The 16,176-nt window shown below is 65.3% G+C and carries 12 protein-coding genes and 1 pseudogene; 5 read left to right on the forward strand and 8 right to left on the reverse strand.

The annotated features are described in order from the left end of the window. Positions 1–127 (forward strand): annotated as a pseudogene (locus DBV10_RS08535) (cation diffusion facilitator family transporter); the annotation flags it as partial. After that, entirely contained in the window at positions 124–576 is a 453-nt protein-coding gene (dtd, locus tag DBV10_RS08540; RefSeq protein ID WP_124512575.1) for a D-aminoacyl-tRNA deacylase, read from the forward strand. The pseudogene DBV10_RS08535 and the gene dtd, both read left to right, overlap by 4 nt. Before the next feature lie 99 nt (positions 577–675). Here the strand turns inward: dtd and DBV10_RS08545 are convergent, their stop codons facing one another. The 6 genes from DBV10_RS08545 to DBV10_RS08570 form a co-directional block, all read right to left on the reverse strand. Continuing rightward, positions 676–1,416, reverse strand: a complete 741-nt coding sequence (locus DBV10_RS08545; protein ID WP_124512577.1) for a sulfite exporter TauE/SafE family protein — start codon at positions 1,414–1,416, stop codon at positions 676–678. A gap of 100 nt (positions 1,417–1,516) precedes the next feature. Beyond that, positions 1,517–3,340, reverse strand: a complete 1,824-nt coding sequence (locus DBV10_RS08550; protein WP_158616811.1) for an integrin — start codon at positions 3,338–3,340, stop codon at positions 1,517–1,519. Positions 3,341–3,434: 94 nt separating this feature from the next. Next, complete coding sequence (locus DBV10_RS08555) at positions 3,435–5,600, reverse strand: integrin (RefSeq protein ID WP_124512581.1); 2,166 nt, start codon at positions 5,598–5,600, stop codon at positions 3,435–3,437. Positions 5,601–5,614: 14 nt separating this feature from the next. Next, entirely contained in the window at positions 5,615–7,699 is a 2,085-nt protein-coding gene (locus DBV10_RS08560; protein ID WP_124512583.1) for an integrin, read from the reverse strand. A 168-nt stretch (positions 7,700–7,867) separates the two neighbouring features. Next, the gene (gene ybeY, locus DBV10_RS08565; protein ID WP_124512585.1) at positions 7,868–8,329 is read right to left on the reverse strand and encodes an rRNA maturation RNase YbeY; all 462 of its coding nucleotides are present in this window, start codon (positions 8,327–8,329) and stop codon (positions 7,868–7,870) included. Positions 8,330–8,392: 63 nt separating this feature from the next. Next, a complete protein-coding gene (locus tag DBV10_RS08570) occupies positions 8,393–9,349 on the reverse strand; it encodes a PhoH family protein (RefSeq protein ID WP_124512587.1) in 957 nt (318 codons plus the stop codon). 92 nt (positions 9,350–9,441) lie between these two features. Here DBV10_RS08570 and ruvA point away from each other — a divergent pair, with 92 nt between their 5' ends. From ruvA to ruvB, 3 genes are all read left to right on the forward strand, one after another. Beyond that, the gene (gene ruvA, locus DBV10_RS08575) at positions 9,442–10,017 is read left to right on the forward strand and encodes a Holliday junction branch migration protein RuvA (RefSeq protein WP_124512589.1); all 576 of its coding nucleotides are present in this window, start codon (positions 9,442–9,444) and stop codon (positions 10,015–10,017) included. Between the two features lie 346 nt (positions 10,018–10,363). Next, positions 10,364–11,998: a trypsin-like peptidase domain-containing protein gene (locus DBV10_RS08580; protein ID WP_233589853.1), complete on the forward strand. Its 1,635-nt coding sequence runs from the start codon at positions 10,364–10,366 to the stop codon at positions 11,996–11,998. A 7-nt stretch (positions 11,999–12,005) separates the two neighbouring features. Further along, positions 12,006–13,067, forward strand: coding sequence for a Holliday junction branch migration DNA helicase RuvB (gene ruvB, locus DBV10_RS08585; protein ID WP_124512591.1), 1,062 nt, complete (start codon positions 12,006–12,008; stop codon positions 13,065–13,067). Here ruvB and DBV10_RS08590 read toward each other — a convergent pair. After that, positions 13,024–14,814, reverse strand: a complete 1,791-nt coding sequence (locus DBV10_RS08590) for a lysoplasmalogenase family protein (RefSeq protein WP_124512593.1) — start codon at positions 14,812–14,814, stop codon at positions 13,024–13,026. The two genes, ruvB and DBV10_RS08590, sit on opposite strands and share 44 nt — an antisense overlap. 79 nt (positions 14,815–14,893) lie before the next feature. Continuing rightward, positions 14,894–16,072 carry a DSD1 family PLP-dependent enzyme gene (locus DBV10_RS08595; protein WP_124512595.1) on the reverse strand — a complete coding sequence of 393 codons (1,179 nt, stop codon included), beginning with the start codon at positions 16,070–16,072 and terminating at the stop codon, positions 14,894–14,896. Positions 16,073–16,176: the final 104 nt, after the last annotated feature.

Raw genomic sequence — 16,176 nt, forward strand, 5'->3', positions numbered from 1 at the left:
CGCCGAACTGCGCGGCCAGGTCGAGCGGGCCCTGATGGCCGCCGTGCCCGGCCTGCGCGCCACCATCGAGCTGCTGCCCACCGACGTGGAAGCGCATTTTGACGACCCCAAGGATGAAGTGAAGTGATCAGTGTTTTGCAACGTGTGCGCGAAGCCCGTGTCGATGTGGACGGGCAGACCGTGGGCGCCATCGGCGCGGGCCTGTTGGTGCTGGTGTGTGCCGAGCGCGGCGACACCGAGACCGAGGCCGACAAGCTGCTGGCCAAGCTCCTCAAGCTGCGCATCTTTTCCGATGGTGCTGGCAAGATGAACAAAAGCGTGCAGGACATCGGTGGTGGCCTGCTGCTGGTCAGCCAGTTCACCCTGGCCGCAGACACCACGGGCGGCAATCGCCCCAGCTTCACCCAGGCCGCCGCGCCGGAGGAGGGGCGGCGGCTGTACGACTACTTCGTGGCCCAGGCCCGCCAGGCGCATCCCGAGGTCGCCACGGGCCAGTTTGCGGCCGACATGCAGGTGTGCCTGGTCAACGATGGGCCGGTGACCATACCGCTGCGGGTTGCGCCTGCGGTGGTGTGATTTATCAAAATTGATAGCTTCTGGCGCTTGATGGGTAAGCGCTAACAGCTGTTTTTACCGTGTTCCTGGTGCGATCTGGCCGCGGGTAGGGCCTGGTGGCTACTGCCGCCAGAAAAACAAGCCCGCCATCACCAGCCCTGTCAGCACAATGCCGCTGCGCAGCCAGTCGGCCGGAATGCGCCGCGCCACGCGTGCACCGCCATAGCCGCCGGCGGTGGCGGCCACCATCATCATCAGCGCCTCTTGCCACAGCACCACGCCACCGGCCGCATAGATGGCCACGGCAATCGCGGTGAGCAGGGCCGACACCCAGTTCTTGAGGCCGTTCATGGCGTTCAGGTGGGTCTGCCCCAGCAGTCCAAACAGCGCCAGCAGCAAGATGCCCAGCCCCCCGTTGAAGTAACCGCCATACGCCGCCACCGCCAGCACGCCCACGGTGGCCCTGGCGGTGGAAGGCTGGCCCCCAGCCAACCGCTGGCGCAGCTGAGGCCCAAACGCAAACAGCGCCGTGGCCGCCAGCAACAGCCAGGGCACCACGCGGCGGAAGGTGGCATCGGGCGTGACCAGCAGCAGCGCCGCCCCCGCCGCGCCGCCGATGAGCGACAACACCACCAGCAGCTGCATCGACAGCCCCGGCGGCGGGGCGGTGTCTTCCCGGAACCCCCAGGCCCCCGCCATGTACCCCGGCAGCAGCGCCACCGTGCCCGTGGCATTGGCCACCACGGGCGGCACGCCGGTGAATACCAATGCGGGCAAAGTCAGAAAGCTGCCACCTCCGGCGACGGCATTGAGGGCGCCGGCGACGAAGGCGGCGGTGAGCAGCAGGGCGGTTTCGAACATGGGGCCATGCTAGGGCCCGCTGCATGCCCGATTGGTGTGGTTTCGGGCGCAGGTGTTTTGCAGCTGTCGCCCAGTCCTCCGGCTTCTCGGAGTCCGTGGACTAGTAAAGGTAGACCGCACCATAGTTCGGCCCATACCCCCACACCGGCAATCCCGGCGGGCCGCTGTTGTCGGATTGGTCGCCCTGTACGCCTGTGGCCTTGCTTTGTTCATGCACCGCGCCCACCGCCATGGTGGTTCCGTCGGCAGACAGTGCAACCCTGGCCCCAAACTGGTCATGGGCATCCGTGTTGTTGGCCTTGATGTACGCACGCGACTGCCATGTGCCGTTGGTCCGTTCGAACAGAGTGACAGCGCCAGAGACTGGTGCGGCGTTGTTGGCCGGGTTGCCATTGAACCCTCGGGCATTGCTGCTGTCTCCGGTGGTGCCGACAGCGAGAATGTTGCCTGCGGCAGACATCGCGATGTCATGCCCATACGCAACGTTGTTGCCCGCACCGGGGAAGCGAGTCTGCAGGCTCCATGAGCCGTTGGTGCGGGTAAAGACATGCACGGTGCTGCCGCCAACAGCCAAGGTGTTTCCATCACCTGAAAGCGCTTGTGTTCGCCCGAACAGTTCATTCACGTCAGCCACAGCGGCCTTCATATAAGCTTGTTGGACCCAGGCTCCTGCGTTCTGGGTGAAGGCGTAGACAGCGCCCGAGTTTGGCAAGCTGTTGTCCTGCTGGTCACCCTGAACGCCGGTTGCCCGACTCGCCTCTCCGGGCGCACTGACGGTCATGGTGTTTCCGTCACTCGACAAGGCAAGGCGGCTACCGAAGCCGTCACCCGCATTGGCGTTGCTGGCCTTCACGTAGGCTTGGGGGGCCCACGAGCTACCGGTACGGGTGTAGGTATAGACAGCGCCAGCTGCCGAAGCGCTCTGGTCATCCTGGTTTCCGTTGACGCCGGTGGCCTTGCTGGCCTCTCCTTGTGCGCCCACGGCCAGGAGGTCGCCGTTGGCTGATAGGGCCAGCGTGGCCCCGAACAGCGCGGGGTTGAGGATGAACTGGTAAGCGCCCTCCGAGCCCTCGGGCGTGTAGTAATTGGCCTTCGCGAGTGTGTTGCTGGCTTTGATGTAGGCCTGCTGGCCCCAGGCGCCATTGCTGCGGGTGAACACATACACCGCGCCTGCGCCGGGGGTGTCGGTGTTGGTTTGGTCACTATTCACCCCTTTGGCGTTGCTGCTTTCGTAGATGGCACCCACCGCCAGGGTATCGCCGTCGGCCGAAAGGGCCAGGCTGAAACCAAATTGTGGCCCGTATGACAAATAGCCTTTGCGGTTAAAGATGCGGTTGTTGCTCGCCTTGATATAGGCCTGTTGGCTCCATGCCGCACCAGCAGTGCCCCGGCTAAAGACATAGACGGCGCCGGAATCGTCCATGGTGCTGTTGGTCTGGTCGCCGTTGATGCCTGTGGCGTTGCTGCGCTCGCGGATGGCTCCGACGGCCAGGGTGGTCCCATCGGCAGACAGTGCCACCGCGCTGCCAAAGGACCCTGTGCTGCTGGTGCTGGCCTTGAAGTAGCCGATGGCCTGGGTCAGGTCGGGGGTGATCGCCGCCGTGAAGGTGCCACAACCGCTGGTGTCGCAGGCGCGCAGGCGGTAGGTGGCATTCACCCGCTCGTGCAGCAATTGGTGGGTCAGACTGTGGGTGTAGGCGGTGCTGTTCAGGGCGCTGCTGCCCACCGGTGCCTCGGGCCGGGGGCCTGCTGCTCCATCGGGGTCTTCGACCAATTCATAGCGCGTGGCTCCAGCGCTGGCGTTCCAGCTGAAGGTGTAGCCCTTGACCCCGTAGCCCACGGTGAAGCCGGAAGGTGCTGAGGGGGTCGAGCTTCCGGAGCCACCGCCACAGGCTGCGAGCATCAGCGGCGCGGCCAGGAGCAAAGCGTACAGGGGGTAATGAAGGTAAGGCATGACAGGGCTTTTCAGCGTGTTGGGTCTTGATGCTTGGAGCTGGAAGGCGTGCGTGGGGGCGATGTCAGTACAGATACACCGCACCGACACTGACTGGGAGGGGGATGGCTGGGTAGGTGGAGCGGCCTGAGTTGTCCATCTGGTTGCCTTGAATGTCCTTGGACAGACTGTCTTCGCCCGTGGCGCCCACCGCCAGGGTGGTGCCGTCGCCCGACAAGGCGATGCTGGCGCCAAAGAGGTCCCCTGCATCGGTATTGCTGGCCTTCAGGTAGGCGCGCTGACTCCATGTGCCGCCAGTTCGGTTGTAGAGGTAGGCAGCACCTGCGCCGCCCGCGGAATTGTCCGCCTGCCTGCCATTGATGCCCTTGGCGCTGCTGGCTTCGGCCATGGCACCCACGGCCAGAGTGTTGCCGTCTGCGGACAGTGCGAGGCTGGATCCATACCAGTGGTCCTGGCCTGTGTTGCTGGCCTTCAGATAGGCCTGCTGGCCCCACGCACCGCTGCTGCGGGTGAACAGATAGACGGCGCCCGCACGTGCCAGGGTGCGAGCGCCCGGTGGGTTGTTGATGCCCGTGCCGGATGCGCTCTCATCCTGGGCTCCCACGGCCAGGGTGTTGCCATCTGCCGAAAGTGTGAGCTTGAGGCCAAATCGGTCGTTGGCGGCTGTATTGGATGCCTTGACATAGGCCTGCTGGCCCCAGCCGTTGCTGCCTTGGGTGAAAACGTAGACCGCACCGGAGCTGCTGGCCGATTGATCCTGCTGATTGCCATTGATGCCCGTGGCGCCGCCGCTCTCCGTCGGAGCGCCCACTGCCAGTGTGGTCCCATCACCCGAGAGCGCAATGGATTCGCCAAAGTGTTTCCAACGCAGGCTGTTGGTGTCGCTGGCTTTCAGGTAGGCCTGATGGGCCCAGGTGCTTCCCCCTCCGGCGCCGCTGCTGCGGGTGTAGGTGTACACCGCGCCTGAGCGGATGGCCGAGTTGTCGCTCTGATCGCCATTGATACCAGTGGCTTTGCTGCCTTCGCCGGGTGCGCCAACAGCCACCAGGTTGCCATCGGCAGACACCGCGACGCTGCTACCGAAGCTTTGGGGGTCGCGGACGTAGTAGCCCATGATGTCAACGCTGTAATCGGCCTTGGGGCGGGTATTGCTGGCCTTGATGTAGGCCTCCTGCACCCAGTTCATCGAAAGACCGTGCGGCAAGGGGCTCCCGATAGCCTTGAAGACGTACGCGGCACCTGCGCCCTGGGTCTGGGTATCGGATGCGTCGCCGTTCACCCCTTTGGCGCTGCTGGTCTCGCCGGGGGCGCCCACGACCAGCGTGGATCCGTCGGCAGACAGTGCCAGGCTGGCGCCAAAGCGGGGGCCCATGTCCAGGTAGCGTCCGTTGTCGTAGGCCCGGTTGTTGCCGGCCTTGAGATAGGACGCCAATGTCCACAATCCGTATGTGTTGTTGCGCGAGAAAACATAGACGGCGCCTGCGTTCACGATGGCGTTGTCGGCTTGGTCGCAGGAGGGGGTGGTGGGGCAGGTCGCGTTGCTGCGTTCGCCGGTCGCGCTCACAGCCATCACCTTTCCGTCAGCCGACAGGGCCACGGCGCTCCCAAACGTGTCGAATGCCTCACTGTTGCTCGCTTTGAAGTAGCCAATGGCCTGGGTCACGTCGGGCGTGACTGCGGTCGTGAATGCTCCGCAGCCCGTGCTGTCGCAGGCGCGCAGGCGGTAGGTGGCATTCATGCGCTCATGCAGCAGCTGTGATACCAGCAAACGGGCAAATTGGGTGGTGCCCTGCGGGATATCGAGTCTCGCTTCGGCGAGTGGTCCCGGGCCATCTGGATCTTCAAACAGCTCATAGCGCGTGGCGCCGTTGCTGGCATTCCAACTGAAGGTATAGCCTTTGGGGCTGTAGCCCACGGTGAAATTGGCAGGGGCTGCGGGGCCTGTCTCGGAGCTTCCCCCACCACAAGCCGCCAGCGCCAGCGGTGCCGCCAGTAGCAGCGCGCGCGTGACTCGCATCCGGCCTGTCAGCAGGATGGTCACTGCTGGGGCGAGTAAGAATTCAGCCATATCGCAAGTCCTTTGCTTGGAGGGAGAAACATGAGGGCGTGGTGCCCCGGGAGACCGTTTGGCCGTGCGCAACAAGGGGTGCATCGCATGCGAGAAGACCCCTCGTTCGACCCTGCGCACGGCCAGCGGATCGGTGGGGTCATCCGTGGAGGCCGATGCCATGCGTGCCGAGCTGCTCAATACAGATAGACCGCACCATAGGTTGGCGGAAGGTTGGGGGCGGAACTGGGGGCGTAATCCGTCTGGTCACCTTGAATGCCTGTCGCCCTGCTGCTTTCGTAGCGGGCGCCCACTGCCAGGGCGAGGCCATTGCCAGACAACGCGATTGCGTCTCCGAAGTTGCTTCCGTGCGGTGCCGTGCGGGTGTTGCTTGCGCTGAGGTGGGCGCGCTGATTCCAACTGGCGCCGGTGCGTTGGTAGAGATGGGCTGCACCCCTTATCTTGGAGGCGCCGATGGTCATCATGCCGGGGATGCCTATGTCTGCTTCACCGCTCGCGCCGACGGCCAACGTATTGCCGTCGGCCGAGAGTGCCAGGCTGGACCCGTAAAAGTGATTCTGGCCCGTGTTGCCTGCTTTCAGGTAGGCCTGCTGGCTCCAGGTGCTGTTGCTGCGCGTGAACACGTAGGCGGCACCTGCTTGGACAAACGAGACCGAGCGCTCGGTGGGCGGGTTGTTGATACCCTTGCCCGAGGTGGCCTCCCCTTTGGCGCCTACGGCCAAGGTGTTCCCATCGGCGGAAAGCGTCAGCTGGCCACCAAACCGGTCGCCAATGAACTGGGGTCCGCCGCCTGTGTTGTGGGCCTTGACGTAGGCTTGCTGGCCCCAGTTGCCACCATGGTGCGTGAAGACGTAGACAGCACCCGATCCCCAGACGCTGGTGTCCTGCTGGTTCCCGTTGATTCCGGTAGCGCCACTGTTTTCGTAGGGCGCGCCCACCGCCAACGTCGTGCCGTCACCCGACAGTGCCAGGCCCTCGCCGAAGCGGGGCGGGGAAAGGAGCTCCACCGTGGAGCCGCGCGTATTGCTGGCTTTCAGGTAGGCCTGTGTTGTCCAGGTTCCGCCGCCACTCGACGTATCGCCGCTGCGTGCATAGGTGTACACGGCGCCTGCATATGGGACAGAGCTGTCGTCCTGGTCCCCGTTGACGCCGGTGGTGCCACTCGTTTCGCCAGGCGCACCGACGGCAAGCAGGTTGCCATCGGCCGACAGCGCCACGGCATGCCCAAAATTTGCGGCGTTGCGGTAAGTAGGGCCGTACCCGTTACCCGTTGGTTCGTTTGCTGCTCGCGTATTGGTGGCTTTGATGTAAGCCTCTTGTTGCCAACTGTCATAGCGGGGGCTGCCCGTGGAGGGGGCCAGGCCTTTGAAGATATAAACCGCGCCTGCCCTCGTGGTTGCTGTATTGGATTGGTCGCCATTGACGCCACGGGCGTTGCTGTTTTCTCCCGGGGCACCGACGGCCAATGTCCTGCCATCGGAAGACAAGGCCAGGCTGGTGCCAAAGCCAGCCCCACCGGGCGTGCGGTTGTTGCTGGCCTTGATATAGGCCACCTGTTTCCAGCGGGCGCCCTCGCGCGCGAACATGTACACGGCACCCGCTCCTGCATTGGAGTCGTCGCTTTGGTTGCAAACGACACCCAGCGTCGCGTTGTCGGCGCATGTGGCATTGCTGCGTTCGCCACTGGCGCCCACAGCCAAGACCTCGCCATTGGACGACAGGGCCACCGCGCCTCCAAATCCATCGCCACCGCCCGTGTTACTGGCCTTGAAGTAACCAATGGCTTTGGTCGGGTCGGGCGTTATGGCGGCGGAGAATGGGCGGCAACTGTTCGTGTCGCAGGCGCGCAGGCGGTAGCTTGCATTCATGCGTTCGTGCAACAGTTGTGGTGCCAGGCTGTGGGTGTAGGTGGTGCCGGTCAGCACTCTGCCGAGCTGCACTTCGGGCTGCGGGGCCGCTGCACCATCCGGGTCTTCCCACAACTCGTAGTGTGTTGCGCCGGCACTGGCGTTCCAACTGAAGGTGTACTCTCTGGCGCTGTAGCTCACGGTAAAGCCGGAGGAGTCCGTGGTCCCTGGTGTGGAACCTTCCGTGCCGGAACTGCCACCACCGCAGGCTGACAGCACCAAGGGGGCGATCAGCAGCAGTGCCTGCGCGCCTGCCGAAGCAGGCATGACGGCCGTCAAAAGGTCTGCTCCCACCCTGCGCGTTGACCGCATGGCCGTGTCAAGCCATGCATGCGCAGTCCAGACATGCTTCATTTGTCCTCCCTTTTATGGAAGGTTTTTACACCATCTGGTAAAAATCAAAGGATACGATTTGTTTCCGGACCGCCGTGGGGGGATATTGTGATCAAAGGGGCGTCGGCGTGATCTGCACGAACTGGCGCTGTGGCCTGCTTCCTGCCGCTGCGCTGCTTTTGAACTGCTCTATTCGGCCGCGTACGGGTCCGCAAACCCCAGCTCTCCCATGATGGCCGTCTCGTATTCCTCCATCTCCTCGGCATCGGCCTCGCTGGTCTCGTGGTCCCAGCCCTGGGCGTGCAGCGTGCCGTGCACCAGCATGTGGGCGTAGTGTTCTTCCAGGCTCTTGTACTGCTCTTTCGCCTCGCGCTCGATCACTGGCGCGCACAGCACCAGGTCGGCCGTGACCAGGGGCTCTTGCGTGTAGTCGAAGGTCAGCACATTGGTCGCGTAGTCCTTGTGCCGGTAGTCCTTGTTGAGCTGGCGGCCTTCCTCGGCATCGACGATGCGCACGGTGATCTCGGCGTCGGTGGCCAGGGCGTGGCGTATCCAGCGCGCGACCTTGTGGCGCGGCAGCACTGCGCGATGGGCTGCAGCCCCGTCAAAGGAGCCGAACTGCAGCGACAGGGAAAGTTGGTTCAAGGGCATGGGTGATTGTTTTGGCCACTGGGGGTTGATGGGTAAGCGCTTTCAGCTCCTAAAAATAGAGCGTCACTCCCTGCCCCGTGCAGTTGCTGCACGGCGCGGGGCGTCGTAGGCGTCGACGATGCGCGCCACAAGCGGGTGGCGCACCACGTCGGCGCTGGTGAAGTGGGTGACGGAAATCCCTTTCACGCGCTTCAAGACCCGCTCGGCGTCGATCAGGCCGCTCATCGCCCCCTTGGGCAGGTCGATCTGGCTCACGTCGCCCGTGACCACGGCGCGCGAGCCGAAGCCGATGCGGGTGAGGAACATCTTCATCTGCTCGGGCGTGGTGTTCTGGGCTTCGTCCAGGATCACGAAGGCGTTGTTCAGCGTGCGCCCGCGCATGAAGGCCAGCGGCGCGATCTCGATGGCGTTGCGCTCGAAGGCTTTTTGCACCTTGTCGTTCCCCATCAGTTCGTACAGCGCGTCGTACAGCGGGCGCAGGTAAGGGTCCACCTTCTGGGCCAGGTCGCCAGGCAGGAAGCCCAGGCGCTCGCCCGCTTCCACGGCGGGGCGTGTCAGCACGATGCGCTGCACGCTGCTGCGCTCCAGGGCATCCACGGCGCTGGCCACGGCCAGGTAGGTCTTGCCCGTGCCGGCCGGGCCGATGCCGAAGGTGATGTCGTGCGCTGCGATGTTCTGCAGGTACAGGTTCTGCGTGGGCGTGCGGCCACGCAGGTCGGCCCGGCGGGTGTTGAGCACGATGGCGTCGTCCGGGGCCTCCAGCAGCTCGCTGTCGCCCGCCAGCATGAGCTGGAGATGGTCCTCGGGGATGGGGCGCTCGGCCATTTCGTACAGGGCCTGCAGCAGCTCCATGGCCTGGGTGGCCTTGGCCTTGGGGCCATCCACCTTGAATTGCTCGTGCCGGTGCGCAATGCTGACCTGCAGGGCTTCCTCGATGGTGCGCAGGTGGGCGTCGGCGGGGCCACACAGGTGGGTGAGCCGGGTGTTGTTGTGGGGAGTGAAGGTGTGGCGCAGGATCACGCTGATAATTCCCGTCAGGCAATGGAAACGGCCACATGGCGATGCCATGCGGCGGTGCCGCGCGGCACGCCGGCGTCGGCAAAAGGACTTCAATGATAGGCAAATTGACCGGCACCCTGCTGGAGAAGAATCCCCCCGAGGTGCTTTTGGACTGCCACGGCGTGGGCTATGAGGTGAATGTGCCCATGAGCACGTTCTACAACCTGCCTTCCGTGGGGGAGCGCGTGAGCCTGCTCACGCAGTTCATCGTGCGCGAGGATGCGCAGCTGCTTTATGGTTTTGGCACGGCGCAGGAGCGCCAGGCTTTCCGGGAGCTGATCAAGATTTCGGGCGTGGGCCCGCGCACGGCGCTGTCCATCCTGAGCGGCATGGGCGTGGGCGACCTGGCCCAGGCGATTTCGCTGCAGGAGGCGGGGCGCCTGGTCAAGGTGCCGGGCATTGGCAAGAAGACGGCGGAGCGCCTGCTGCTGGAGCTCAAGGGCAAGCTGGGGGCGGACATGGGGGCCGTGCGTGGCGCGGCCACCAGCGATGCACAGGCCGACATCCTGCAGGCGCTGTTGGCTTTGGGCTACAACGACAAGGAGGCAGCGGCAGCGCTCAAGGCGCTGCCGGCGGAGGTGGGGGTGAGTGAGGGGATCAAGATGGCATTGAAGGCGTTGGCGAAGTAGCCTGTTGCGCCTCGGAGAAACCGTCTTTCTCCTTGGCAGCATCGTTTCAAGTACCCGGGGGCATGCCGTGAGAAATGTTTTTTGGAAGCGCGTGGGGCCGCTGTTTGCGGTCGTTGCAACCCTGCTTTTGTCGGGGTGCGGTGGTGGGGCCCAGGAGGGGGGCACAACCTTGCAGGCCAGCCGCGTGGAGGGATGGGTGCAGCCCGCCAGCGCTGACCAGGGGGTGCCCCAGGTCAGGTCGCGCCCGGTGGCGGACACCCCGACACCCTCGAGGATTCGCCTCGACGCCGTTGCACAAGAGAAAGCCGCAGCCCAGGGGCCTGTTGTGGGGCCTCGCTTGATCGGAATGGCCCGCGATGTGAGCGCGACGGGCGCCGCGCCACAGACCCTGCAGCAGTTTCAGTGGAAACCGACAGCGGGAGGGGGGCAGATTGCGGCCATCAGTTTTTCTGCGGAGGGCGCGCATGGTCTGCGCTTGGGGGTGGTGGCCAAGCAGCTGCCGGGCGGCTCGATGCTGCGCGTATACAGCCAGGCGGAACCCGGCACGGTATTTCAGATCTCGGGCCAGGAGGTGTTGCAGCGCATCCAGCGCCAGAAACAGGCGGGTGATACCAGCTTGGACGGCCAGACCTGGTGGACCCCCGACATGGGGGCCGACGAAGTCACCCTGGAGGTGGAGCTGCCGGCTGGGACGCCGGTGGGGGCGCTCGATGTCGCGATTCCGCGGGTGTCTCATATTTTTGAGAACCTGTCGCTTCCGTCGGAGGACGATTTTTCCACCAAAATCAATGAATCGGCCGCTTGCCAACTGGATGCCACTTGCTATGGTGCATACGCCAATCAGCGCAACGCCGTGGCCCGCATGATCTTCACCTCCGGGGCCAACACCTACCTGTGCACGGGCACGCTGCTCAACGACAGCATTTCATCGGGAACGCCGTATTTCCTGACGGCCAATCACTGCATTTCGTCTGCGGCCGCCGCCGAGTCGCTACAGACCGACTGGTTCTACAGGACGCCCACGTGCAACAGCCGAACCTTGTCGTCCACCGTGGCCAGGCGGTTGGGTGGGGCCACCTTGCTCTTCGCATCGGACAGCTTCGACATGACGCTGCTCAAGCTCAATGAGGCGCCGCCAGCGGGCGCCTTTTTTGCCGGGTGGGACGCGGGTACCCAGGTGGCGGGTGTGGCGGTGGCGGGCTTGCACCATCCCCGTGGGGACCTGCTCAAGATCAGCTTTGGCACCCTGCGGGGGCAGACATTCTGTACCGCGCCCAGTGCCGGTACGGCGTTCCAGTGCGGGGGCTCCACGGGCAACTACTACCAGGTCGGATGGAACCAGGGGACGACGGAAGGCGGCAGCAGTGGGTCGGCCCTTTTCAACAGTGCGAACCAGGTGATCGGCACCTTGTATGGGGGCAGTTCGAGCTGCTCGGTCACATCTTCTCCGGAGTTCTATGGCCGGTTTGATGTGGCGTACAACGTGGCCTTGAAAAACTGGCTCTCCCCCACCGCATCGGTGGCACCCGCCAGCGGCCACTCTGCGGTCTATCGTTTCTACAACGCTGCGACGGGTGCCCATTTCTTCACGATCAATGCGGCGGAGCGCGACAACACCATCCAGAATCTTCCCAGTTTTGCCTACGAGGGGATCGCGTTCTATGCGCAGGCGGGAGCCTTGTCGTCCAATATCCCGGTGTACCGTTTCTATGGCACGGTGGGAGGGGCGCATTTCTACACCAGCAGCGCGCAGGAGCGCGATAGCGTGCTCAGCAGTCTGCCGGCATTCCGGTACGAGGGCATTGCGTGGTATGCGTCCGCCGTCGCGGCCGCCGGGGCCTCACCGGTGTACCGCTTCTACAGGCCCTCCAAGCAGGTTCACTTCTACACCATCGGCCTTGCCGAACGGGATTTCATCATCGCGAACAATCCTGAATACGTTTATGAAGGCGTGGGTTACTACGCATGGACCAGTCAGTAAGCGCCGCATGACCATTCACACCGACGATTTCACCCCCGCCCCCGCCAAGCGCGTAGTCTCCGCCGCGCCCACCTCTCCGCAGGAAGAGGCCATCGAGCGTGCCCTGCGGCCCAAGCTGCTGCAGGAGTACGTGGGCCAGGCCAAGGCGCGCGAGCAGCTCGAGATCTTCATTGGCGCGGCCAAGAAGCGCGAGGAGGCGCTGGACCATGTTTTGCTTTTTGGCCCCCCGGGCCTGGGCAAGACCACGCTCAGCCACATCATTGCGGCCGAGCTGGGCGTGAACCTGCGCCAGACCAGTGGCCCCGTGCTTGAAAAGCCCAAGGACCTGGCCGCGCTGTTGACCAATCTGGAGAAGAACGACGTTCTTTTCATCGACGAGATCCACCGCCTCTCGCCGGTGGTCGAGGAAATCCTCTACCCCGCGCTCGAGGACTACCAGATCGACATCATGATTGGCGAAGGGCCTGCCGCGCGCAGCATCAAGCTCGACCTGCAGCCCTTCACGCTGGTGGGCGCCACCACGCGCGCGGGCATGCTCACCAACCCGCTGCGTGACCGCTTTGGCATCGTGGCGCGGCTGGAGTTCTATACGGCTGAAGAGCTCGCGCGCATCGTCAAGCGCAGCGCCGGGCTGCTCAATGCGCCCATGGACGACGAGGGCGGCTTCGAGATCGCCCGCCGCTCGCGCGGCACGCCGCGCATTGCCAACCGGCTGCTGCGCCGCGTGCGCGACTATGCCGAGGTCAAGGGCGATGGTCGCATCACCAAAACCATCGCTGACAAGGCCCTGGCCATGCTGGATGTAGACCCGCAGGGCTTTGACGTGATGGACCGCAAGCTGCTGGAGGCAGTGATCCACCGCTTTGACGGCGGCCCCGTGGGGCTGGACAACATTGCCGCCAGCATTGGCGAAGAGGCCGGAACCATCGAGGATGTGATCGAGCCCTACCTCATCCAGCAAGGCTTTTTGCAACGCACGCCGCGCGGGCGCATCGCCACGCTGGCGGCGTTTCGCCACCTGGGGGTCACGCCGCCGAAGGCGAGCGGGCAGGATCTGTTCGGAGGGTGAGAGGGGGCTGCTGCGAGTGGCTTGCACCCCGCAGCATCCCGGCCACGATCAGCGCCTGCGCCGCGTAGTACGTGGCCAGTACCCCTACCTGGGACCAGGGCAGGGGCTGCACAAAGCGGTGGGTGGCGAGCAAGGAGTCGCTGAGCATGAAGAAGCCCGCACCGATGGCGACCAGCCGCGAAGGCGCATTGCGCAGCACTGTGGCCCGGCCCAGGGCCTGGGCGGCCATCAGCGCAATCACCAGCACATAGGCCGCCACGGGCCCGCGCAGCGCAGGCGGCAGCCCGCCCGTCCACAAAAAGACATACATCGCCGCGCCGATGCCCAGTGTGGCGGCCAGCGCGCCCCGGTGTGGAAACCAGCGTTGCCCGCGCTTGAACAGCGCCACATAGAACAGGTGCGCCACCAGAAAGCTCACCAGCCCCGGGATGAAGAAGCCCTCGAACATCAGAAACACGTCGCCCGCGAGCGACCCCAGCAGCGCGGCGCCCAGCAGGGCCAGGCCTTTGGGGTCGAATGGGCCTCTGCCGCTCGATGGGTGGGCGCTGGTAGCTACTAAAAAAAGAGCAATCCCCATGGTCAACGGCTTGAACAGCCAGTGCCACTGCATGAACCCCAGCGCGCTGGTGGCTGTGGCGAGCGCACCGCTTTGCAGCAGCAGGGCCATCAGCAGGCCGATGCGGCCTTGCATCACCGCGCCCAGCGACCATTGCACGGTGAGCAGCACTGCGAACCAGATCGCGTTCTCGGCCAGCGGCGCGCTGTCGGCCCGCCAGAGGAAAGCGGCCACGCCTGCCAGCAGCAGGGCAAACTGCACGAACGCAAACCCCTGCACGGCCCGCGTCATCGGCGGGTGGTAGAGCTGCATCTGCGCCATGCTGAACGCGGGCTTGGGAAAACGCTGTGCCACGTCGGTCGGCCGCCAGCCCGGGGGCTTGATCCACACGCGCAGCTTGTCCAGCCAGCTGCGCGCATGCCAGCTGTCGTGCGCCAGGCCGGCATACACCTGGGCATTGGCCCACAGCGGGTCCCAGCTGTTGAGCAGGCCGCGTGTGCCATACACACATCGTTCCTGTTCATCCTCGTCCTTGAAGGTGCCGAACAACCGGTCCCACACGATGAGGATGCCGCCGTAGTTCTTGTCCAGATAGGCATCGTTGACGGCATGGTGCACGCGGTGGTTGCTGGGGCTGCAGAACCAGCGGTCAAACCAGCCCAGGCGTCCCACCTGCTCGGTGTGCACCCAGAATTGGTAGAGCAGGTCGATGAGCGCGATCACGCCGAACACCAGCGGCGGCACGCCCGCCAGGGCCATGGGCACGTAGAAGACCCAGCCCAGCAGCGCGCCCGAGCTGGTCTGGCGCAGTGCGGTGGACAGGTTGTAGTCCTGGCTCTGGTGGTGCACCGCATGCGCGGCCCACAGCACCGCCGACTCGTGCCCCATGCGGTGCAGCCAGTAGTAGCACAGGTCGTAAAACACCAGCGCCAGCAGCCAACCGGGCAGGCTGGTCCAGAACGCATCATCACGCCACAGGGCCGCATGCTCGAACAGCGCGGTGTAGATGCCGATGCGCAGCAGCCGTGTGAACACGGCGCTGGTCTGGCTCAGCATGCCCAGGCTGATGCTGTTGACCGCGTCGGCCAGCCGGTAAGTGTTGCGCTGGCGCTTGAAGCCGATCGCCAGCTCCATGGCGATCAGCAGGAAGAAGACGGGCGTGGCAAGGACGATGATCTGGCTGGGGCTCATGGTGCCGGATTGTGGGGCCCCTGGCGGGCCGCACCGGGGCAGGCGAACCCCTAGATTCCTGGCGTTTAGAGGGCCGCGCCTACGTCAGCGCGCCCCGCGCATCCACCCGGATGATGCGCTCCACCACCCCCATGGCCAGTCCGCCGCGCACGCCGATCAGGAAGTCGTGCAGGTTCACCGTGGGGTCGCAGTGGCCGGGGATGAGCCACAGCATGCGGCCCAGCGCGGGCAGGCGGGCCTTGGGGCTGTCGGCGTAGAGCAGGCCGTGCTCGTCGCCGCCGTTGGCGTAGCGCAGCGCGCGTTCGGGCGGCAGCAGGGCCACGGTGGGCAGGCCGGAGTCGATGGCGTGGCTCTTGTGGCCGGCATCGCACACGGCGTGGGTGTCGCGCACCGACACCACCTGGGTCTTGACGAACAGCGCGTGCTCAAACGCGGGCTGTGCGGGCTCGCGTTCGTTGCGGGCGTAATCGGCGTCCATGAACAAAAACGAGCCCGCCTGCAGCTCGCCGAACACGCCACTGGCAGCCTCGTGCACCAGGGTGCCCGTGCCCGAGCCGGTGATCAGTGGCACGGGCAGCCCGGCGGCTTCGATGAGCTGGCGGGTGTGGTCGGCCGCATGCACCACCTGCGCAATGGCCTCCCTGCGGCCCACGCTGCTGGCCAGGTGCTGGGCGCGGCCATGGTAGGCCTGCAGGCCCGCAAACCGCAGGCGCGGGCTGCGCGCCACGGCCAGTGCCAGCGGCACGGCGGCCTCGCCCGGCGGCACGCCGCAGCGGCCCTGGCCCACGTCGATCTCGACCAGCACGTCGATGCCGGCGTCGCTGCCATGTTGGGCCATGGCTTCGGCCAGGCGCGCTATGCCTTCGGGGTGGTCCACCGCCACGCCCAGGCGCCCGCCGCGCGCCGCGAGCTGGGCCGCCAGCCGCGCCACGCGGTGCAGCTTGGGCATGGCGATGACCTGGTTGGTGACGGTGATGTCCAGCACGCCCCCGGCGGCCAGGGCCTCGGCCTCGGCCACCTTCTGCACACATGCGCCCTGGGCGCCCGCGCGCTGCAGTTGCAGCGCGAGCTCGGCGCTCTTGTGCAGCTTGGCGTGGGGGCGCCAGCGCACCTGGTGCTTGCGCGCAAAGTCGGCCAGGCGCTGGATGTTGCGCTCCATGGCGTCCAGGTCCACCACCAGGGCCGGGGTGTCGATCAGGTCCACCCGCTGGCCGATGGTGGATTCAAGAACCTGTTGAAAGTCTTTTTGGAGTTGCACAAGTGTCTTTCCGGGATGGGGTGCTAGGCGCGGCGCGCAGTGGATAGCCCGGCTATCCACTGCGCGCCGCAACGCCGCAGACCGCCCGGCAAGGCACTTGCCCG

It is taken from the genome of Acidovorax sp. FJL06, assembly GCF_003852545.1.
Lineage (GTDB): Bacteria > Pseudomonadota > Gammaproteobacteria > Burkholderiales > Burkholderiaceae_C > Acidovorax.

Excerpts from the sequence above, each read along its gene's own strand:
- DBV10_RS08545 (WP_124512577.1), bottom strand. The coding sequence starts at position 1,416 with ATGTTCGAAACCGCCCTGCTGCTCACCGCCGCCTTCGTCGCCGGCGCC.
- DBV10_RS08555 (WP_124512581.1), bottom strand. The coding sequence starts at position 5,600 with ATGGCATCGGCCTCCACGGATGACCCCACCGATCCGCTGGCCGTGCGC.
- DBV10_RS08560 (WP_124512583.1), bottom strand. The coding sequence starts at position 7,699 with ATGAAGCATGTCTGGACTGCGCATGCATGGCTTGACACGGCCATGCGG.
- ybeY (WP_124512585.1), bottom strand. The coding sequence starts at position 8,329 with ATGCCCTTGAACCAACTTTCCCTGTCGCTGCAGTTCGGCTCCTTTGAC.
- ruvA (WP_124512589.1), top strand. The coding sequence starts at position 9,442 with ATGATAGGCAAATTGACCGGCACCCTGCTGGAGAAGAATCCCCCCGAG.
- DBV10_RS08580 (WP_233589853.1), top strand. The coding sequence starts at position 10,364 with ATGGCCCGCGATGTGAGCGCGACGGGCGCCGCGCCACAGACCCTGCAG.
- ruvB (WP_124512591.1), top strand. The coding sequence starts at position 12,006 with ATGACCATTCACACCGACGATTTCACCCCCGCCCCCGCCAAGCGCGTA.
- DBV10_RS08590 (WP_124512593.1), bottom strand. The coding sequence starts at position 14,814 with ATGAGCCCCAGCCAGATCATCGTCCTTGCCACGCCCGTCTTCTTCCTG.